Raw genomic sequence first — 17,303 nt, forward strand, 5'->3', positions numbered from 1 at the left:
CGGTGGGCGGGGCATCGGGGCCGCGCTCTTCGTGTGCGCGGCCTCCCGCGGCGCGCCGTTCCTTCCGGTGCCCGTGCGGCCCGGGCCGCCGGGTCAGCCGGCGCGCAGCCGGGCGGTCTGCTCGGTCCCGACGTCGCTGGTGCGCCGCAGGTAGCGCTCGATGACGGTGAGCTCGTCGTCGGTGAAGTCGTCGAGAGCCCGGTCGAAGGCCTCACCGGGAGCCTCCCAGGCCGCCTCGATCTCGGGAGTGCGGCCGGCGGTGAGGGTGACGAGCGTCTTGCGCCGGTCGTGGGTGTCCGGACGGCGTTCGGCGAGGCCGGCCTTCTGCAGGCGGTCGACCAGGCGGGTGGCCGATCCGGAGGTGAGCCCGGTCAGTTCCGCGATCTCGCCGGTCGTGCGGGGGCCGGGTTCCAGGGCGAGCAGGCTCACGCACTGCAGGTCGGTCGGGTGCAGGCCGAGGCGCTCGGCCATCGCCTGGTTGAACAGCGTGTAGGCCGCGTGGTGGCGCCGGGCCGCGGCGGTGACCGCCGCGACCAGCTCGCCGCGGGTTCGGTTTGACATGGGATCGCCCTCGTGTCCTACTCATATATCTGCGCCGCGCAGAGATTGCGTGACGCAGGTTCGAGTTCCTTTGTAGCACGACCACCGGGAGAACCCATGACCAGCCACCCGCCCGAGCAGCTGCGTGCCCTCTACGGCCGCTGGAGCGAACTGTGGCGCGGCGACTTCAGCCACGCCGAGGAGATCCTCGACCCCGGCTTCGTCGTCCACCAGGCCCGTCCCGACGGCAGCGACTCCGAGGCCGTCACCGGCCCCGAGCGCCTGCTGCCCGAGATCGAACAGACCATGGCCGCCTTCGGCGACATCACCATCACCGTCGACCTCGGCCCGGTCGCCGACGGCGACCTGGTGGCCGCCCGCTGGACGATGGGCGCCCGCTACACCGGTGGCATTCCCGGGGCCACCGCCCCCGTGGGGACCAGGATCTCCTTCAGCGGCAACGACATCCTCCGCGTCCGGGACGGCCGGTTCGTCGAGTACTGGACCTGCACCGACATCCTCGACGGGCTGTCCCAGCTCGGCGCGGTCTCCGGCCCCAACGGCCCGGCCCGGCACTGAACCCGACGCGGTCCCCGGCCGGGAGCCGGACGCGTCGGCCCTCGCCAGGGAACCCTCGGCCGTCCGGAGCGCGGGACGGCCGGCGCCGGCCGCCCCGCGGGACGCCGGCGCGCCGGCACCCCGGGCTACCCGTGCCCGTGCTCCCGCTCGTGTCCCCGCCGCTCCTGCTCGTGCTCCCCCCGCTGCTGCCGCTGCCCTTCCCGCCCGGCGGCCGGGGGCCGCTCGCCGGCGCGGACCGTGAAGGCCGCCGTGTGCACCTCGCCGCCGGCCCTGAAGTCGAGGAACAGGCGGTAGGCGCCCTCGCTGGGAGCGGTGGCGGAGAAGGCGACCTCGGGGCCCGAGGTCGCGCTGCCGTGGGCCTCCTCGTGCGGGTGCACGTGCAGGTAGGCGAGGTCGCCGGAGCGCAGGGCGACCAGGTGGCCGTAGGCGCCGAGATAGGGCTGGAGGGCGGTGACCGGCTTGCCGTCACGGCGGACGGTGAAGGTCAGGTCGCTCTCGCCGCCGGCCCGCAGGGCGCCGTCGAGGGTGACCTGGTAGCCGTCCACGGTGGCCGTCGCGGAGGGGGCGGGCAGGGGGTCCGGGGCGTAGGTTCCGGAGACCGCGAGGTCGGCGCCGAGGGTCAGGCCCGCGTCCTCGGCGGCGGGGGTGAAATCGGCGAGGACGCGGTAGCCGCCGGGCTCGGGGAGGGTGGCGGTGGCCGTCCAGGTGCCGTCGGCGGAGCGCGTGGGATGCAGGTGGCGGTAGGTGGTGAGGTCGCGTGCGGCGAGGATCAGGTGCAGCTCCTTCTCGTGCGCGCGGCGGTAGTCGGTCACCGGGCGGCCCTGCGCGTCACGGATGACGAAGCTGAGGGTGCTCGGCTCGTCCGCCCGTACGCGCGGGGTCCTCAGGTCCAGGGTGTAGCCGTCCTCCGAGATCTGGAGGCCGCCGGGCGAGGTGTCCGCGGCCGGGGTGCCGGCGGGGGCGGTGCCGGCGGGCTCGGAGTGGGCGGCCGACTCGTGTCCGCCGCCCCCGGTGTCCGTGGGGACCGGGGAGACGGCGTCGCCGATGCCGTACGCGGCGGTGAAGGACGCGGCCAGGGCGGCGCCGAAGGCGCCGATCTTGTACAGGGGACGCATCTCTGACTCCTGGGTTCTCGGGCGGCCGGGCCGGACCGCCACTTGATCTGGGTACCCGCCGGGGGTATATATGGCAGCAGCTTATACCCCCCCAGGGTATAAAGTGAAGTGGTGGCGACAGCAGACGCAGCCAGAGGGAAGCCCAGGAGGACTCATGAGCACAGCCGCCCCCGGTGTCACCGAGGTCGAACTCGCCATCGGCGGGATGACCTGCGCTTCCTGCGCCGCGCGCATAGAGAGGAAGCTCAACCGCATGGACGGGGTCACCGCCACGGTCAACTACGCGACGGAGAAGGCGAAGGTGTCCTACGCGGGGCAGGTGACCGTCCCCGACCTGATCGCCACGGTCGAGGCCACCGGATACACCGCGCGGGAACCCGAGCCACCGCGCGCCGCCCGGCAGGACGCGCCGCCCGAGACCGCCGACGAGCTGAAGCCGCTGCGCGAACGCCTGATCACGGCCGTCGTGCTCGCCGTACCGGTGATCGCCATGGCCATGGTCCCCGCCCTGCAGTTCGAGTACTGGCAATGGCTGTCCCTGACCCTCGCCGCCCCCGTCGTCACCTACGCCGCCTGGCCCTTCCACCGCGCCGCCTGGACCAACGCCCGGCACGGCGCCGCCACCATGGACACGCTGATCTCGGTCGGCACCGCCGCGGCGTTCCTGTGGTCGCTGTGGGCGCTCTTCCTCGGCAGCGCGGGCACGCCCGGCATGACCCACCCCTTCGAGCTGACCGTCGAACGCAGCGACGGCGCCGCCAACATCTACCTGGAGGCCGCAGCCGGCGTCACCGCGTTCATCCTGGCCGGCCGCTACTTCGAGGCCCGCTCCAAGCGGAAGGCGGGCGCCGCGCTGCGGGCGCTCATGGAACTGGGCGCCAAGGACGTCACCGTGCTGCGCGACGGGACCGAGGTCCGCGTCCCCGTGGCCGAGTTGAGGACCGGTGAGCGGTTCCTCGTCCGGCCCGGCGAGAAGATCGCCACCGACGGCACCGTCGTCGAGGGCAGCTCCGCCGTCGACGCCTCCATGCTCACCGGCGAGTCCGTCCCCGTCGAGGTCGGCGTCGGCGACCCGGTCACCGGCGCCACCGTGAACGCCGGCGGCCGCCTGGTCGTCGAGGCCACCCGGGTCGGCGCCGACACCCAGCTCGCCCGGATGGCCAGGCTCGTCGAGGACGCGCAGAACGGCAAGGCCGCCGCCCAGCGCCTCGCCGACCGGATCTCCGGCGTCTTCGTGCCGGTCGTCATCGCGCTCGCCCTCGGCACCCTCGGCTTCTGGCTGGGCAACGGCGCCGGGCTGACCGCCGCCTTCACCGCCGCCGTCGCCGTGCTGATCATCGCCTGCCCGTGCGCGCTCGGCCTGGCCACGCCGACGGCACTGCTGGTCGGCACCGGGCGCGGCGCCCAGCTCGGCATCCTCATCAAGGGCCCCGAGGTCCTGGAGTCCACCCGCCGCGTCGACACCGTCCTCCTCGACAAGACCGGCACCGTCACCACCGGCCGGATGACCCTCCTCGCCGTGCACACCGCCGACGGCACCGACGAGAGTGAGGTGCTGCGCCTCGCCGGGGCGCTGGAGAACGCCTCCGAGCACCCCATCGGCCGTGCCGTCGCGGCCGGGGCCGGGGCCGCCGAGCGGACCGGTGCCCTGCCCGTCCCGGAGGACTTCGCCGGCATCCCCGGACTCGGCGTGCGGGGCGTCGTCGAGGGACACACCGTGCTCGTCGGCCGGGAGCAGCTGCTGGACCTGCCGGGCGGGGCGACCGGGCTGCCCGCGTCGCTGAAGGAGGCCAAGGCCGCGGCCGAGGCCGCCGGCCGGACCGCGATCGCCGTGGCCTGGGACGGCGAGGCCCGCGCCGTGCTGGAGGTCGCCGACGCGGTGAAGGACACCAGCGCGGAGGCCGTCCGGCGGCTGCGGGCGCTCGGCCTGCGGCCGGTGCTGCTCACCGGCGACAACCGGGCCGTGGCCGAGGCGGTGGCCCGGGAGGCCGGCATCGACGAGGTGATCGCCGAGGTGCTGCCCGAGGAGAAGGCCGAGGTCGTCCGGCGGCTCCAGGCGCAAGGCCGTACGGTCGCGATGGTCGGCGACGGGGTCAACGACGCCGCCGCGCTCGCCCAGGCCGACCTGGGGCTGGCCATGGGCACCGGTACCGACGCGGCGATCGAGGCGGCGGACCTGACCCTGGTCCGCGGCGACCTGCGGGCCGCGGCCGACGCGATCCGCCTCTCCCGCCGCACCCTGGGCACCATCAAGTCCAACCTGTTCTGGGCCTTCGCCTACAACGTGGCCGCACTGCCGCTGGCCGCGGCGGGCCTGCTGAACCCGATGATCGCGGGGGCGGCGATGGCGTTCTCCTCGGTGTTCGTGGTCGGCAACTCGCTGCGGCTGCGCGGGTTCCGGGCCGCGGGCTGACGCACCGCCGGGGGCGGTCCCGGGCCGGGACCGCCCCCGCCGGGCTACTTGAGGGCGGCCTGCACGACGGCCTGCACCACCGGGTTGCCCGACTCGTCCTTGGCGTTCGTGTCGTTGACCGAGTAGACGACCGTACGGCTCAGGTCGCGGGTCGCGGCGACACCCGTGCTGTAGCCGTACCGGGCGCCGCTCTTGAACCAGTAGACCCGGCCCTCGTGCTCGTACCGCTGGAGTCCGGCGCTGTACGTGGCGCTCTTGATGTGCGCCGGGACCCGGAACATCTCCCGCAACTGTGGCTCCGGCACGATCCGGCCCTGGAACAGCGCGGTGACCAGGCGCTCCAGATCGGCCGTGGTGGAGATCATGTCCCCGGCGGCCCAGCGGTCCGCCTGGTTCCACTCGGTGACGTCGACCAGCCGGGTGGTGCCGCCCGGGCCCGGCATCGCCTGGTAGCCGCGGTTGTGCGGGCCGTGGATGCGGGGATCGGCGCCGGGGAATCCGGTGTCCTGCATCCCGGCGGGCAGCAGCACCCGCCGCCTGGCCTCGGTGGCGTACGCGTGGCCCGTCACCTTCTCGATGAGCAGGCCGAGGATCGTGTAGTTGACGTTCAGGTAGTGCTGCCGGCTGCCGGGACGGAACTCCGGGCCCTTGGCGACCGCGGAGGCCACGACCTGCGTGGGGGAGAGCGCGTCGAAGCGGTGCGCGTACTCCTCCTCGACCGTGCTCCCGAGGCTGTCACCGGGCCGGATCCCGCTGGTGTGGTTCAGCAGCTGCCGCACGGTGACCGGACGGAACGCGGGTCCGAGCAGGCCGGGGAGATAGTGCTGCACCGGCCGGTCGAGGGCGATCCGGCCGTCCGCCACGAGGTCCAGGACGACGGCCGCGGTCACGACCTTCGTGACGGAGCCCGCGCGGAAGCGGGCGTCCGCGTCGGCCGGCCCTCCGCCGGCCAGATCCCGCACGCCCGCACTGCCCCGCCAGACGCCGTCGCCACCGCCGATCCGGACCAGGGCGGCGGTGGCGTGGGCACCGGGCACACCGTCCAGCGCGGCACGCAGGGCCTTCCCGTTCGGTGCGGAGTGCCGCGTGACGGGCGCGGACGCGGGGGCGGTCGGGACCGGGGCGGACGAGGCCGACGGAGGTGCGGCGGGGGACGGCGTGTGCGCCAGGGCGGGGGCGGCCAGGGGCCCGGCGGTCAGGGCGAGGGTGACACCGGCGGTGAGCAGGACGGTACGGCGGCGGGCGGGCATGACGTGACTCCCGGGGAGATCGTGGGGTGAAGGTTCGTGATCATCCTCGGTCGCCACGTCCCGGTGCGGATCGTCGGTGAGGAGGGGGCCGGACCCTGGCAGTACCCGGAGCAACGGGCCCGCCCGGTCCGGGTGTTGCCGGGATCAGCCCTTAGGGGACGTGCCGCGGCCGGGCGCTCGTGACGCTCCCGCGCCGCCGGGACCGTTCTGGGGGCGGGAGGGGACCGCTGCCCGGGCCGGCGCGCCCCCGGCCGGATGGGCCGGGTCGCGTGGCTGACCGCGGCGGCGCAGGGCGCACAGGGCGTCGATGCGGTTGGTGGTGACGGAGTCCACGCCCGCCGCCAGGACGCGGCGCATCGCGCGGACGGTGTCGGGGGTCCACACCGCGAGGAGGAAGCCGTCGCGGTGCACGCGGGCGACGAGGTCGCGGTCGACCAGGCCGAAACGGTAGTTGAGCCAGCGCGGGCGCACCGCGTCCAGCAGCGCGGGCCGCGGCGGCGCCAGCGTCGTCCAGGTCAGGGCGATCTCGGCGGCCGGGTCGGCGGCGCGCACCGCCAGCATCGCCGCGGCGCCCGCGCAGTAGTAGACGCGGTCCTCGGCCCCGCAGTCGCGGACCACGTCCACCACCCGGCGGACCGCCCGGACGCCCGGGGAGCCCGGCAGGTCCAGCATCACCCGGCCGTCCCCGGTCGCCGCCAGGGCCGCGGCCAGCGTCGGCACCTCGCCCGCCGTCGCCTCGTCCAGCTCGGCGGCGGTCAGCCCGGTCACCGGCCTGTCCAGCTCCCACAGCCGCTTCAGGGTCTCGTCGTGCAGCAGCACCGGTACACCGTCCCGGGTCAGCCGTACGTCGATCTCGACCGCGTCCGCGCCCAGTTCGAGCGCGGTCCGCAGCGACGGCAGGGTGTTCTCACGGGCGTGGTAAGGGGCGCCGCGGTGGGCCACGGCGGTCACGTTGCGCATGCGCCCATTGTGCTGGGGCGGCGCGCCGGCCGGGTCAGGGCGCGAGCCGGTCCGCGAGGTACGCGTCGGTGTACGTGTCGATCTCGGCGGCCAGCCGGGCCTTGCCGGCCGGGTCCAGGAAGGACGCCTCGACGGCGTTCTTCGCCAGGCTTGCGAGGCCCCGCTCGTCCAGGTCGAGCAGACGGGCGGCGACGGCGTACTCGGTGTTCAGGTCGGTGCCGAACATCGGCGGGTCGTCCGAGTTGACCGTGACCAGGACGCCGGCGTCGACGAACTCCCTGAGCGGGTGCTCGTCCAGGGTGCGGACCGCGCGCGTGGCGATGTTCGAGGTCGGGCACACCTCCAGCGCGATGCGGTGCTCGGCGAGATGCGCCAGCAGCTTCCCGTCCCTGGCGGAGCTGGTGCCGTGGCCGATGCGCTCGGCGCGCAGGTGGGTGAGGGCGTCCCAGACCGTCTGCGGCCCGGTCGTCTCGCCCGCGTGCGGCACGGACCGCAGGCCGGCCGCGATCGCGCGGTCGAAGTACGGCTTGAACTGCGGGCGCGGCACGCCGATCTCCGGTCCGCCGAGCCCGAAGGACACCAGGCCCTCCGGGCGGACCCGGTCGTCGGTGGCCAGCCGGGTCGTCTCCTCGGCCGCCTCCAGGCCCGCCTCGCCCGGGATGTCGAAGCACCAGCGCAGCACGGTCCCGAACTCGGCCTCGGCCGCCTTGCGGGCGTCCTCGATCGCTTCCATGAACGCCTTCTCGTCGATGCCGCGGCGGGTGGACGAGAAGGGGGTGATGGTCAGCTCGGCGTAGCGCACCTGCTGGCGGGCCAGCTCGCGGGCCACCTCGTAGGTCAGCAGGCGGACGTCCTCGGGAGTGCGGATGAGGTCGACCACGGACAGGTACACCTCGATGAAGTGCGCGAAGTCCGTGAACGTGAAGTAGTCGACCAGGGCCTCGGGGTCCGTCGGGACCTTCGAGTCGGGGTGGCGGGAGGCCAGCTCGGCGACGATGCGGGGGGAGGCGGAGCCGACGTGGTGGACGTGGAGTTCGGCTTTCGGCAGGCCGGCGATGAAGTCACCTGCGGTGGGTTGTGCGACGGAACGGTCGGTCACGGGTTCCTCCCCGGTGCGGTGCGCCGCCCTGCGGGGCCTGGCGCGGGTGATCGGCTGATCGGTGTCGTCATCGTAGGACGGCCGTGGTGGGTGGGGTGTGAGGGTTCGGGAGCGGGGCGGTGGAGTGGCCGGTGGGCGGGTGCGGGCCGGGTGCGGCTCGCCACGCGGTTGCCCGCGTGCCTGGCCGGTGGACGGGGTGGCCGGCGGGTGAGTGGGTTGGGTGCGGCGCGTCGCGCGCGGTCCTCGCACCTGTGGCCGGTGGGTGGGGCGGTCGGCGGGTGGGGTGTGGCCGTAGCATGACGGAACGTACGACAGAGGGGATCTCGCGCATGTCCGACGACGCGCAGCCGCCGGTGCCGGGACACGACGCCGCGTCCGGGGCCACGCCGCCGCGCTCCGGCGCCCCGCGTGATCCCTGGGCCGCGCCGGGGCCGGCGCGCGCGGACGACGGGGGCGCCGCCAAGGTGCCGTTGCGCAAGAACACGGAGCCGGAGCCGCCGCGCGGGTCCGGGGACGCGGCGGCCGCGAGCGAGCCGGGGGCCGGTGCCAATCCCTGGGCGCCGCCGGCCGGGCCCGGCGACACGGTGGTCCCGGGCAGCGGCCCGGCGCCTGCCTCGGTCCACGACCAGCAGACCCTCACCTCGCTGCCCGCCGAGGGCGGTGGCGGGGTGTCGCCGCAGTGGGCCGCCCCGACCGTTCCGCCGAGCCCGGGCCCTCCGCCGGCCGGTGCGGGTGACCCGTTCGCGCCGCCGCCTGAGCAGGTGCCGCAGGGTGGTGCGGTGCCTCCGCCGCCCATCGCCCCGGACGGTCCCGGGCAGCTGCCGTACGGCTGTCCGGCCGGGTACGGATATCCGCCCCCGGCCGCCGGGGGCGGCTACTACGGCTGGCCCGGTGTGCCGCCGGCGGGCGCCAACGGGACGGGCACCGCCGGGCTGGTGCTCGGAGTCCTCGCGGCGATCGTGTTCTGCCTGTGGCCGCTGGCCATCGTCCTCGGGATCCTCGGTGTGGTCTTCGGCGCGATCGGCCACGGAAAGGCGAGGCGCGGGCAGGCCACCAACGGGGGACAGGCGCTGGCGGGCATCATCTGCGGCGCCGCCGGGATCGTCCTGGGCGTGGTCATGGGCGTGCTGGTGATCGTGGTCCCGTGAGGGGCGGGGCCGGCGGCCTCGTGCCCGACGCCTGAGCCCTCTGCCCGAGGGCTGGGCTCGCGTGCCCGAGACCTGAGCCCCGTCCCGAGGGCTGGGTCCCGTGCCCGAGACCTGAGCCCCGTTCCCGAGGGCCGGGTCCCGTGCCCGCGGCCCGAGCCCCCGTGCCTCACGGGTCTGCCGGGACCCGCTAGCCCTCCTGCCGCAGCCGCCCCCGCGCCTCCATCAGTGCGAATCCCAGCAGGTTCAGCCCCCGCCACCGCTGTGGATCCCCCGCGCCCTCGTCACCGGCGGCGAGGCCGATGCCCCAGACCCGGTCCACCGGACTGGCTTCCACCAGCACCCGCTCCCCCGTGCCCAGCAGGTACTCCCGCAGCTCGGCGTGGGCGGCGAACTTCCGGACACTTCCCTCGACCACGATGCCGAACCGCTCCCGCTCCCAGACCCCCTCGTCGAACCCCCGGACGAGTCGTCCCGCCTTCTTCGCCTCCGCCGGATGCCCGGCGGCCAGCACCCGCCGCTCCGCCTCCGCGTCGCCGAACAGGCGGGCCTTGGCGGCCATCATCCAGTGCTCGGCCGTCGCGTACTCCACGCCGTCGGCCGTGAAGGGGGAGGGCCACCACTGGCTCAGGCAGCTCGGCCCGATCCGTCCGTCCGGCAGCGGGCGGTGCCCCCAGAAGTGCAGATACTTCACCCGGACCCCCGCTCGCACCTCCTTGACCAGGGCTTCCCTCGAGTCGATCTTCTCCATGCACGGCAGTCTCGCAGCCACCACTGACATTCCGTCCCCTGTTTTTCGCGTCGACTCGACACCTGGTCGACAGATTCCGTCGCGTAACCAAATGGCAACAACGGAATCACTTGTTGGAGTCCCATGGCTCTGTCAGGATCGGCACTCAAATCGAGCTGGAGCTACGCCACCCACCCCCCTGGACGCCCCGTCCGGCGAGGTTTCGGCGGAGGAGAGCGACATGCACAACCCGGGCACCACCACCCCGGAACGATTCCCCGCACGGCACCGCTTCGCGGCCGGCGCGCAGTACATCGGCGGCAGACTCACCCAGGGCACGTCCGGCCGTGAGCAGGCCGTCGTCGACCCGGCCACCGGCCGGGAGGTGTACGTCTACGAACTCGCGAGCACCGACGACGTCGACGCCGCCGTGGCCGCGGCCCGCGCCGCCTTCCCCGGCTGGGCGGGAGCCACCCCCGGCGAGCGGTCGGACGCGCTGCACCGGCTCGCCGCGGTGCTCGCCGGCCGTGCCGAGGAGTTCGCCCGCGCGGAGTCGCTCCAGTGCGGCAAGCCGCTCAAGCTCACCCGCGAGTTCGACGTGCCGGGCACGATCGACAACACCGCCTTCTTCGCGGGCGCCGCCCGGCAGCTCCAGGGTCAGTCGGCCGGGGAGTACTCCGGGGACCACACCTCCTACGTCCGCCGGGAACCCATCGGGGTCGTCGGTTCCGTCGCGCCCTGGAACTACCCCCTCCAGATGGCCGCCTGGAAGATCCTCCCGGCGATCGCCGCAGGCAACACCATCGTCCTGAAGCCCGCCGAGATCACCCCGCTGACCTCCCTGCTCTTCGCCGAGGCGGTCACGGAGGCGGGCATCCCGGACGGCGTCGTCAACATCGTCACCGGCACCGGCAGGGAGGCGGGCGAGCATCTCGTCGGGCACCCCGACGTCGCCATGATCTCGTTCACCGGCTCCACCCCCGTCGGCAGACGGGTCGCCGAGATCGCCACCGCCACCGTCAAGCGGCTCCACCTGGAGCTGGGCGGCAAGGCGCCGTTCGTGGTCTTCGACGACGCGGACCTGGACGCCGCCGTGCACGGCGCGGTCGCGGGCGCGCTCATCAACACCGGGCAGGACTGCACGGCCGCCACGCGCGCGTACGTGCAGCGGCCGCTCCACGACGAGTTCGTCGCCCGCACCGCCGCCCTCATGGAGACCGTCCGGCTGGGCGACCCCTTCGCGGCGGGCACGGACCTCGGCCCGCTGGTCTCCCGCCTCCAGCGGGACCGGGTCGCCGGGTTCGTCGACCGGGCCCGGGCCTACGCGCGCGTGGTCACCGGCGGCGAGGCGCCCGGGGGCGACCTGGCGGACGGCGCCTTCTACCGGCCCACGCTCGTCGCCGACGCGCCCCAGGACAGCGAGATCGTCCAGTCCGAGATCTTCGGTCCGGTCCTGGTCGTGCTGCCCTTCGACAGCGACGACGAGGGCATCGCGCTCGCCAACGACACGCCGTACGGCCTCGCCGCCTCCGCGTGGAGCCGGGACGTGTACCGGGCGAACCGGGCCACCCGCGAGATCAAGGCGGGCTGTGTGTGGGTCAACGACCACATCCCGATCATCAGCGAGATGCCGCACGGCGGTTACCGGGCGTCCGGCTTCGGCAAGGACATGTCCGCGTACTCGTTCGAGGAGTACACGCAGATCAAGCACGTCATGTTCGACAACACGGCGGTGGCCCGCAAGGACTGGCACCGCACCGTCTTCGGGGACCGATAGCAGCCAGGCCGCCCGACCCGCGGCCGACCGACCTCCCGAAAGGGCACCACGCGCATGGAGCAGTACGAGCCCGACCGCCTGTCCCCGGCCCGAGCGGCCGCCATGCGGCGCAGCTTTCGGAACGGCAGGGCCGCCCTCAGCCGCCGTTCCCTGCTGCGCGCCTCCGCAGGCGGCGCGCTCGCGGCCGGCGGTCTCGGGGCGCTCAGCGCCTGCGGCATCCCGCCGGCGGCGCAGACCTCCGGAGTCTCGTCCGAGGACCACTCGGCGAAGGAGAAGACCGTCAGCTTCTCCAACTGGACCGAGTACATGGACGTCGACGACAGCGAGGAACGCCATCCGACGCTCGACGAGTTCCGGCGGCGGACCGGCATCACGGTCAAGTACACCGAGGACATCAACGACAACGTCGAGTTCTTCGGCAAGGTCAAGCCGCAGCTCGCGGCCGGCCAGCCCACCGGCCGTGACCTGATCTGCGTGACCGACTGGCTCGCCGCGCGCCTGATCCGCTTCGGCTGGGTGCAGAAACTGGACGCGTCCAACCTGCCCACCGCGTACGCCCGCCTGTCCCAGCAGTTCCGCAGCCCGGACTGGGACCCGGGACGGGCGTACTCCTACCCGTGGACCGGTATCTCCACGGTCATCGCCTACAACAAGAAGGCGCTCGACGGCGTCGAGGTCACGTCCGTCTCCGACCTGCTCGACAACCCCAGGCTCAAGGGCCGGGTCGGCTTCCTGTCCGAGATGCGCGACAGCGTCGGCATGACCCTGCTCGACATGGGCAAGGACCCCGGCAGGTTCACCGACGACGACTTCGACGCGGCGATCGCCCGCCTGCAGAAGGCCGTCGACAAGGGCCAGATCCGCCGCTTCACCGGCAACGACTACACCTCGGACCTCACCAAGGGCGACCTCGCGGCCTGTCTCGCCTGGGCCGGTGACGTGGTGCAGCTCAAGGCGGACAGCCCGGACGTCGGCTTCCTCATCCCCGACAGCGGCTACCTGACCTCGACGGACAACCTGCTCGTGCCCAACAAGGCCCGGCACAAGACCAACGCCGAGCGGCTGATCGACTACTACTACGAGCCCCGCCCGGCCGCCCGGCTCGCCGCGTACATCAACTACGTGTGTCCCGTCGACGGGGTGAAGGAGGAACTGGCGAAGATCGACGAGGACGCGGCGAACAACCCGCTGATCCTCCCCGACAAGGCCATGGCCGCCAAGTCCCGTGCCTTCCGCTCGCTGAGCGCGGAGGAAGAGACGGCCTACGAAGAGAAGTTCGCGAAGCTCACAGGGGCGTGACGACCATGACGACGACAGACAACAGCGGTGACGTCCGCCTCCGCGGCATCCGCAAGACGTACGGCTCCTTCACCGCCGTGCACCCGCTCGACCTGACCGTGCCGCAGGGCTCCTTCTTCGCCCTGCTCGGCGCCTCCGGCTGCGGCAAGACCACCACCCTGCGGATGATCGCGGGCCTGGAGGAGCCGACCGGCGGCACCGTCCACCTCGGCGACCAGGACGTGACCCGTCTGCCGCCCTTCAAGCGGCCGGTGAACACCGTCTTCCAGTCCTACGCGCTCTTCCCGCACCTCGACATCTTCGAGAACGTCGCCTTCGGCCTGCGCCGGCGCGGCATCAAGAGCGTGAAGAAGCAGGTCGACGAGATGCTGGAGCTGGTCCAGCTCGGCGAGCACGCGCGCAAGAAGCCGCACCAGCTCTCAGGCGGCCAGCAGCAGCGCGTCGCGGTCGCCCGCGCGCTGATCAACCACCCCAAGGTGCTGCTGCTCGACGAGCCGCTGGGCGCCCTCGACCTCAAACTGCGCCGCCAGATGCAGCTGGAGCTCAAGCGCATCCAGACCGAGGTGGGCATCACCTTCGTGCACGTCACGCACGACCAGGAGGAGGCCATGACGATGGCCGACACGGTCGCCGTGATGAACGCGGGCCGTGTCGAGCAACTGGGCGCCCCCGCCGACCTGTACGAGAACCCGCGGACCACCTTCGTCGCCAACTTCCTCGGCACCTCCAATCTGATCGAGGCCGAGGTGGACACCACGAGCGGCGACGCGATCGTGCTCCGGGCGGGCGGCGGCAAGCTGTCCCTGCCGTCCCGGCGGTGCGGCGCGCCCACGGCGGCCGGCGGCAAGGTGCTGGTCGGCGTGCGCCCCGAGAAGATCTCCCTCACGCACGCCGACGACGCGGGGACGATCCCGGACGGCCGCAACCGGGTCTCCGGGCGGATCGCCGACGCCAGCTTCATCGGTGTGTCCACCCAGTACGTGGTGGACAGCCCGGCGGGCGCCGCCCTCCAGGTCTACGTCCAGAACGTCGACCGTGACACCCGGCTGGTGCCCGGCGCCGAGGTCGTCCTGCACTGGAACCCCGCCCACACCTTCGGCCTGGACGCCGCGCAGGACATCCAGGCGGGCGTGGAGAAGGTCGAGCCGCACGAGGGGGTCGTCGCCTGATGGCCGCCGTCACCGAGGCGCCACCGCCCCTCGCGCCCCTCGCCCCGCAGAGGAAACCGCCGCGCAGGCCGGGCCGCTGGATGCCGTACCTGCTGCTGCTCCCCGGCATCCTGTGGCTGCTCGTCTTCTTCGCGCTGCCGATGGTCTACCAGGCCTCCACGTCCGTGCAGACCGGCTCGCTCGAAGAGGGCTACCAGGTCACCTGGCACTTCGCCACCTACTGGGACGCGCTGTCCGAGTACTGGCCGCAGTTCCTGCGCTCGGTGCTGTACGCGGGCGCCGCGACGGTGCTGTGCCTGCTGCTCGGCTACCCCCTGGCGTATCTGATCGCCTTCCGCGCGGGACGCTGGAAACACCTGATCATGATCCTGGTGATCGCGCCGTTCTTCACCAGCTTCCTGATCCGCACCCTCGCCTGGAAGACGATCCTCGCGGACGGCGGGCCGGTCGTCGGCGCGCTGAACGCGCTGCACGTCCTGGACGTCACGAGCTGGCTCGGCGTGACCTCGGGCGACCGGGTGCTGGCCACACCGCTCGCCGTGGTGTGCGGTCTGACGTACAACTTCCTGCCGTTCATGGTCCTCCCGCTGTACACCTCGCTGGAGCGGATCGACGGCCGGCTGCACGAGGCGGCGGGCGACCTGTACGCCACGCCCTCCACCACCTTCCGCAAGGTCACCTTCCCGCTGTCGATGCCGGGTGTCGTCTCCGGCACGCTGCTGACGTTCATCCCGGCCGCCGGCGACTACGTCAACGCGGACCTGCTCGGCTCCACCGACACCCGCATGATCGGCAACGTCATCCAGTCGCAGTTCCTGCGGATCCTGGACTATCCGACGGCCGCCGCCCTCTCGTTCATCCTGATGTTCGCGATCCTCATCATGGTCACGCTCTACATCCGCAGGTCCGGGACGGAGGATCTGGTCTGAATGCCCTTCGTCAACTGGCTCAAGCGCCGTCTCGTGGTCATCGCGGGACTGTTCACGCTCGCCTATCTGCTGCTGCCGAACGTCGTTGTCACGGTGTTCTCCTTCAACGATCCGAAGGGCCGCTTCAACTACGAGTGGCAGAGGTTCTCCACGGACGCCTGGACGGACCCGTGCGGCGTCGCCGGGCTGTGCGGCTCCCTCTCGCTCAGCCTCCAGATCGCCTTGTGGGCGACGCTGGGCGCGACCGCGCTCGGCACGGCGATCGCGTTCGCGCTGGTGCGGTACCGCTTCCGCGCACGGGGCGCCGTCAACTCGCTGATCTTCCTGCCCATGGCGATGCCCGAGGTGGTGATGGCGGCCTCGCTGCTCACCCTCTTCCTCAACATGGGTGTCCAGCTCGGCTTCTGGACGATCCTCATCGCCCACATCATGTTCTGCCTCAGCTTCGTCGTGACGGCCGTCAAGGCGCGTGTCATGTCGATGGACCCGAGGCTGGAGCAGGCCGCGCAGGACCTCTACGCCGGCCCGTTCCAGACCTTCCTCCGGATCACCCTGCCGATCGCGGCACCCGGAATCGCCGCGGGGGCGCTGCTCGCCTTCGCGCTCTCCTTCGACGATTTCATCATCACCAATTTCAACGCGGGCTCCACCGTCACCTTCCCGATGTTCGTGTGGGGTTCGGCCCAGCGCGGCACGCCCGTGCAGATCAACGTCATCGGCACGGCCATGTTCGTCCTCGCCGTGCTGTTCGTTCTCGTCTCCATGCTCATCAGCAACCGCCGCACCAAGCAAAAGGCTTAGAGCCCTTGTAGGGAGTTGAAATCATGGCCCCGAGCGCCATGAGCCGTGGCAGTGACCACAACTGGACGAAATCCCTTTCCGAGGCCCAGCCGGTCCCGTACTGGCTGGACGACCCCGGCAGGCCCCGCCCCGAGCCCGCGCTGACCGGCGCCGAGACCTGCGACCTGCTGGTCGTCGGCGGCGGCTACAGCGGGCTGTGGACCGCGCTGGTCGCCAAGGAGCGCGATCCACGGCGGGACGTGGTGCTGCTGGAGGGCCGCGAGGTGGGCTGGGCCGCCTCCGGCCGCAACGGCGGCTTCTGCGCCGCCTCCCTCACGCACGGGCTGCCCAACGGGCTCACCCGCTGGCCGGACGAGATCCACAGACTGGAGGAGCTGGGCGCCCGCAACCTCGACGAGATCGAGAAGGCGGTCGCCCGGCACGGCATCGACTGCGACTTCGAGCGCACCGGCGAGATCGATGTCGCCACCGAGACGTACCAGGCGTGGGAACTGCGCGACTGGTACGAGGAGATGCAACGCGAGGGCCTGGCCGAGGGAGTGGAGTTCCTGGACGCCGACGCGGTCCGCGCACAGGTGAACTCGCCCACGTTCCAGGCGGGTCTGTGGGACAAGCGGGGCGTGGCCATGCTCAACCCCGCCAAGCTCGCCTGGGGCCTCAAGCGGGCCTGCGCGCGCCTCGGCGTGCGCGTCTACGAACACACCCCCGCCCTCACCCTGAAGCCCTACGGCGCGGGCATGGCCGTACGCACCCCCTACGGCCGGGTCCGCGCCCGCAAGGTCGCGCTCGGCACCAACGTCTTCCCCAGCCTGGTGAAGCGGGTGCGGCACTACACGGTCCCGGTCTACGACTACGCCCTGATGACCGAGCCGCTGACGGACGACCAGCTCGCGGCGGTCGGCTGGCGGGGCCGGCAGGGCCTGGGCGACAGCGCCAATCAGTTCCACTACTTCCGGCTGACCGCCGACAACCGGATCCTGTGGGGCGGCTACGACGCCGTCTATCCCTACGGCGGCCGGGTGCGCGCCGAGTACGACGACCGCCCGGAGACGTACGCGAAGCTCGCCGGGCACTTCTTCACCTGCTTCCCGCAGCTGGAGGGGGTCCGCTTCACCCACGCCTGGGGCGGCGCGATCGACACCTGCTCGCGCTTCTCGGCGTTCTTCGGCACCGCCCACCAGGGCAAGGTGGCGTACGCGGCCGGGTACACCGGCCTCGGTGTCGGCGCCACCCGGTTCGGCGCCGAGGTGATGCTGGACCTGCTGGCGGGGGAGCGCACCGAGCGCACCGAACTGGAGATGGTGCGCAAGAAGCCGCTGCCGTTCCCGCCGGAGCCGTTCGCCTGGACCGGCATCGCGCTCACCAAGTGGTCGCTGGCCCGGGCCGATGCCCACGGCGGGCGGCGGAACCTGTGGCTGCGGACGATGGACCGGCTCGGGCTGGGCTTCGACAGCTGACGTGTGACGCAGGTCACCCGAGAGAGGTGCGCGAACGCGC

Annotated in this window: 15 protein-coding genes; 9 read left to right on the forward strand and 6 right to left on the reverse strand. The window is 72.7% G+C overall.

Going from position 1 to position 17,303, the window contains the following annotated elements:
* Positions 1-93 precede the first annotated feature (93 nt).
* Positions 94-561 carry a MarR family winged helix-turn-helix transcriptional regulator gene (locus SGLAU_RS24035; RefSeq protein WP_043504452.1) on the reverse strand — a complete coding sequence of 156 codons (468 nt, stop codon included), beginning with the start codon at positions 559-561 and terminating at the stop codon, positions 94-96.
* Positions 562-657: 96 nt separating this feature from the next.
* On the opposite strand from SGLAU_RS24035, the gene SGLAU_RS24040 reads away from it, so the two are divergent.
* A complete protein-coding gene (locus SGLAU_RS24040; protein WP_043504453.1) occupies positions 658-1,119 on the forward strand; it encodes an ester cyclase in 462 nt (153 codons plus the stop codon).
* 125 nt (positions 1,120-1,244) lie between these two features.
* Here the strand turns inward: SGLAU_RS24040 and SGLAU_RS24045 are convergent, their stop codons facing one another.
* Positions 1,245-2,234 carry a hypothetical protein gene (locus SGLAU_RS24045; RefSeq protein WP_063838888.1) on the reverse strand — a complete coding sequence of 330 codons (990 nt, stop codon included), beginning with the start codon at positions 2,232-2,234 and terminating at the stop codon, positions 1,245-1,247.
* 154 nt (positions 2,235-2,388) lie between these two features.
* Between SGLAU_RS24045 and SGLAU_RS24050 the strand changes: the two genes are divergently transcribed.
* Positions 2,389-4,647, forward strand: coding sequence for a heavy metal translocating P-type ATPase (locus SGLAU_RS24050; RefSeq protein WP_043504454.1), 2,259 nt, complete (start codon positions 2,389-2,391; stop codon positions 4,645-4,647).
* A 44-nt stretch (positions 4,648-4,691) separates the two neighbouring features.
* Here the strand turns inward: SGLAU_RS24050 and SGLAU_RS24055 are convergent, their stop codons facing one another.
* The 3 genes from SGLAU_RS24055 to SGLAU_RS24065 form a co-directional block, all read right to left on the reverse strand.
* A complete protein-coding gene (locus SGLAU_RS24055; RefSeq protein WP_043504455.1) occupies positions 4,692-5,897 on the reverse strand; it encodes a serine hydrolase domain-containing protein in 1,206 nt (401 codons plus the stop codon).
* Between the two features lie 144 nt (positions 5,898-6,041).
* Entirely contained in the window at positions 6,042-6,857 is an 816-nt protein-coding gene (locus tag SGLAU_RS24060) for a glycerophosphodiester phosphodiesterase (RefSeq protein WP_078957864.1), read from the reverse strand.
* Positions 6,858-6,891: 34 nt separating this feature from the next.
* Positions 6,892-8,007, reverse strand: a complete 1,116-nt coding sequence (locus SGLAU_RS24065; RefSeq protein ID WP_078958069.1) for an adenosine deaminase — start codon at positions 8,005-8,007, stop codon at positions 6,892-6,894.
* Positions 8,008-8,285: 278 nt separating this feature from the next.
* Between SGLAU_RS24065 and SGLAU_RS33885 the strand changes: the two genes are divergently transcribed.
* The gene (locus SGLAU_RS33885) at positions 8,286-9,104 is read left to right on the forward strand and encodes a DUF4190 domain-containing protein (protein WP_244315376.1); all 819 of its coding nucleotides are present in this window, start codon (positions 8,286-8,288) and stop codon (positions 9,102-9,104) included.
* A 187-nt stretch (positions 9,105-9,291) separates the two neighbouring features.
* On the opposite strand, the gene SGLAU_RS24075 is transcribed toward SGLAU_RS33885, so the two are convergent.
* Positions 9,292-9,882, reverse strand: coding sequence for an NADAR family protein (locus SGLAU_RS24075; RefSeq protein WP_052413867.1), 591 nt, complete (start codon positions 9,880-9,882; stop codon positions 9,292-9,294).
* A gap of 190 nt (positions 9,883-10,072) precedes the next feature.
* On the opposite strand from SGLAU_RS24075, the gene SGLAU_RS24080 reads away from it, so the two are divergent.
* From SGLAU_RS24080 to SGLAU_RS24105, 6 genes are read left to right on the forward strand one after another with little or no spacing between them, the layout of a single operon-like run.
* A complete protein-coding gene (locus SGLAU_RS24080) occupies positions 10,073-11,608 on the forward strand; it encodes a gamma-aminobutyraldehyde dehydrogenase (RefSeq protein ID WP_043504462.1) in 1,536 nt (511 codons plus the stop codon).
* A 54-nt stretch (positions 11,609-11,662) separates the two neighbouring features.
* A complete protein-coding gene (locus SGLAU_RS24085) occupies positions 11,663-12,907 on the forward strand; it encodes a spermidine/putrescine ABC transporter substrate-binding protein (RefSeq protein WP_043504464.1) in 1,245 nt (414 codons plus the stop codon).
* On the forward strand, positions 12,904-14,076 hold the full coding sequence (locus SGLAU_RS24090; protein WP_043504466.1) for an ABC transporter ATP-binding protein: 1,173 nt from the start codon (positions 12,904-12,906) through the stop codon (positions 14,074-14,076). The genes SGLAU_RS24085 and SGLAU_RS24090 overlap by 4 nt, the downstream gene beginning before the upstream one ends.
* Entirely contained in the window at positions 14,076-15,005 is a 930-nt protein-coding gene (locus SGLAU_RS24095; protein WP_043504467.1) for an ABC transporter permease, read from the forward strand. Before SGLAU_RS24090 ends, SGLAU_RS24095 begins: the two co-directional genes overlap by 1 nt.
* Positions 15,006-15,806, forward strand: coding sequence for an ABC transporter permease (locus SGLAU_RS24100; protein WP_043504472.1), 801 nt, complete (start codon positions 15,006-15,008; stop codon positions 15,804-15,806).
* A gap of 23 nt (positions 15,807-15,829) precedes the next feature.
* Complete coding sequence (locus SGLAU_RS24105; RefSeq protein ID WP_043504475.1) at positions 15,830-17,263, forward strand: NAD(P)/FAD-dependent oxidoreductase; 1,434 nt, start codon at positions 15,830-15,832, stop codon at positions 17,261-17,263.
* The last annotated feature ends 40 nt before the right edge of the window (positions 17,264-17,303 follow it).

The sequence above is a fragment of the Streptomyces glaucescens genome (assembly GCF_000761215.1).
Classification (GTDB): domain Bacteria; phylum Actinomycetota; class Actinomycetes; order Streptomycetales; family Streptomycetaceae; genus Streptomyces; species Streptomyces glaucescens_B.

Coding starts and splice junctions, on each gene's coding strand:
- SGLAU_RS24050 (WP_043504454.1), top strand. CDS start 2,389: ATGAGCACAGCCGCCCCCGGTGTCACCGAGGTCGAACTCGCCATCGGC.
- SGLAU_RS24100 (WP_043504472.1), top strand. CDS start 15,006: ATGCCCTTCGTCAACTGGCTCAAGCGCCGTCTCGTGGTCATCGCGGGA.
- SGLAU_RS24085 (WP_043504464.1), top strand. CDS start 11,663: ATGGAGCAGTACGAGCCCGACCGCCTGTCCCCGGCCCGAGCGGCCGCC.
- SGLAU_RS24075 (WP_052413867.1), bottom strand. CDS start 9,882: ATGTCAGTGGTGGCTGCGAGACTGCCGTGCATGGAGAAGATCGACTCG.
- SGLAU_RS24055 (WP_043504455.1), bottom strand. CDS start 5,897: ATGCCCGCCCGCCGCCGTACCGTCCTGCTCACCGCCGGTGTCACCCTC.
- SGLAU_RS24040 (WP_043504453.1), top strand. CDS start 658: ATGACCAGCCACCCGCCCGAGCAGCTGCGTGCCCTCTACGGCCGCTGG.
- SGLAU_RS24095 (WP_043504467.1), top strand. CDS start 14,076: ATGGCCGCCGTCACCGAGGCGCCACCGCCCCTCGCGCCCCTCGCCCCG.
- SGLAU_RS24035 (WP_043504452.1), bottom strand. CDS start 561: ATGTCAAACCGAACCCGCGGCGAGCTGGTCGCGGCGGTCACCGCCGCG.
- SGLAU_RS24045 (WP_063838888.1), bottom strand. CDS start 2,234: ATGCGTCCCCTGTACAAGATCGGCGCCTTCGGCGCCGCCCTGGCCGCG.
- SGLAU_RS24080 (WP_043504462.1), top strand. CDS start 10,073: ATGCACAACCCGGGCACCACCACCCCGGAACGATTCCCCGCACGGCAC.
- SGLAU_RS24060 (WP_078957864.1), bottom strand. CDS start 6,857: ATGCGCAACGTGACCGCCGTGGCCCACCGCGGCGCCCCTTACCACGCC.
- SGLAU_RS24105 (WP_043504475.1), top strand. CDS start 15,830: ATGGCCCCGAGCGCCATGAGCCGTGGCAGTGACCACAACTGGACGAAA.
- SGLAU_RS33885 (WP_244315376.1), top strand. CDS start 8,286: ATGTCCGACGACGCGCAGCCGCCGGTGCCGGGACACGACGCCGCGTCC.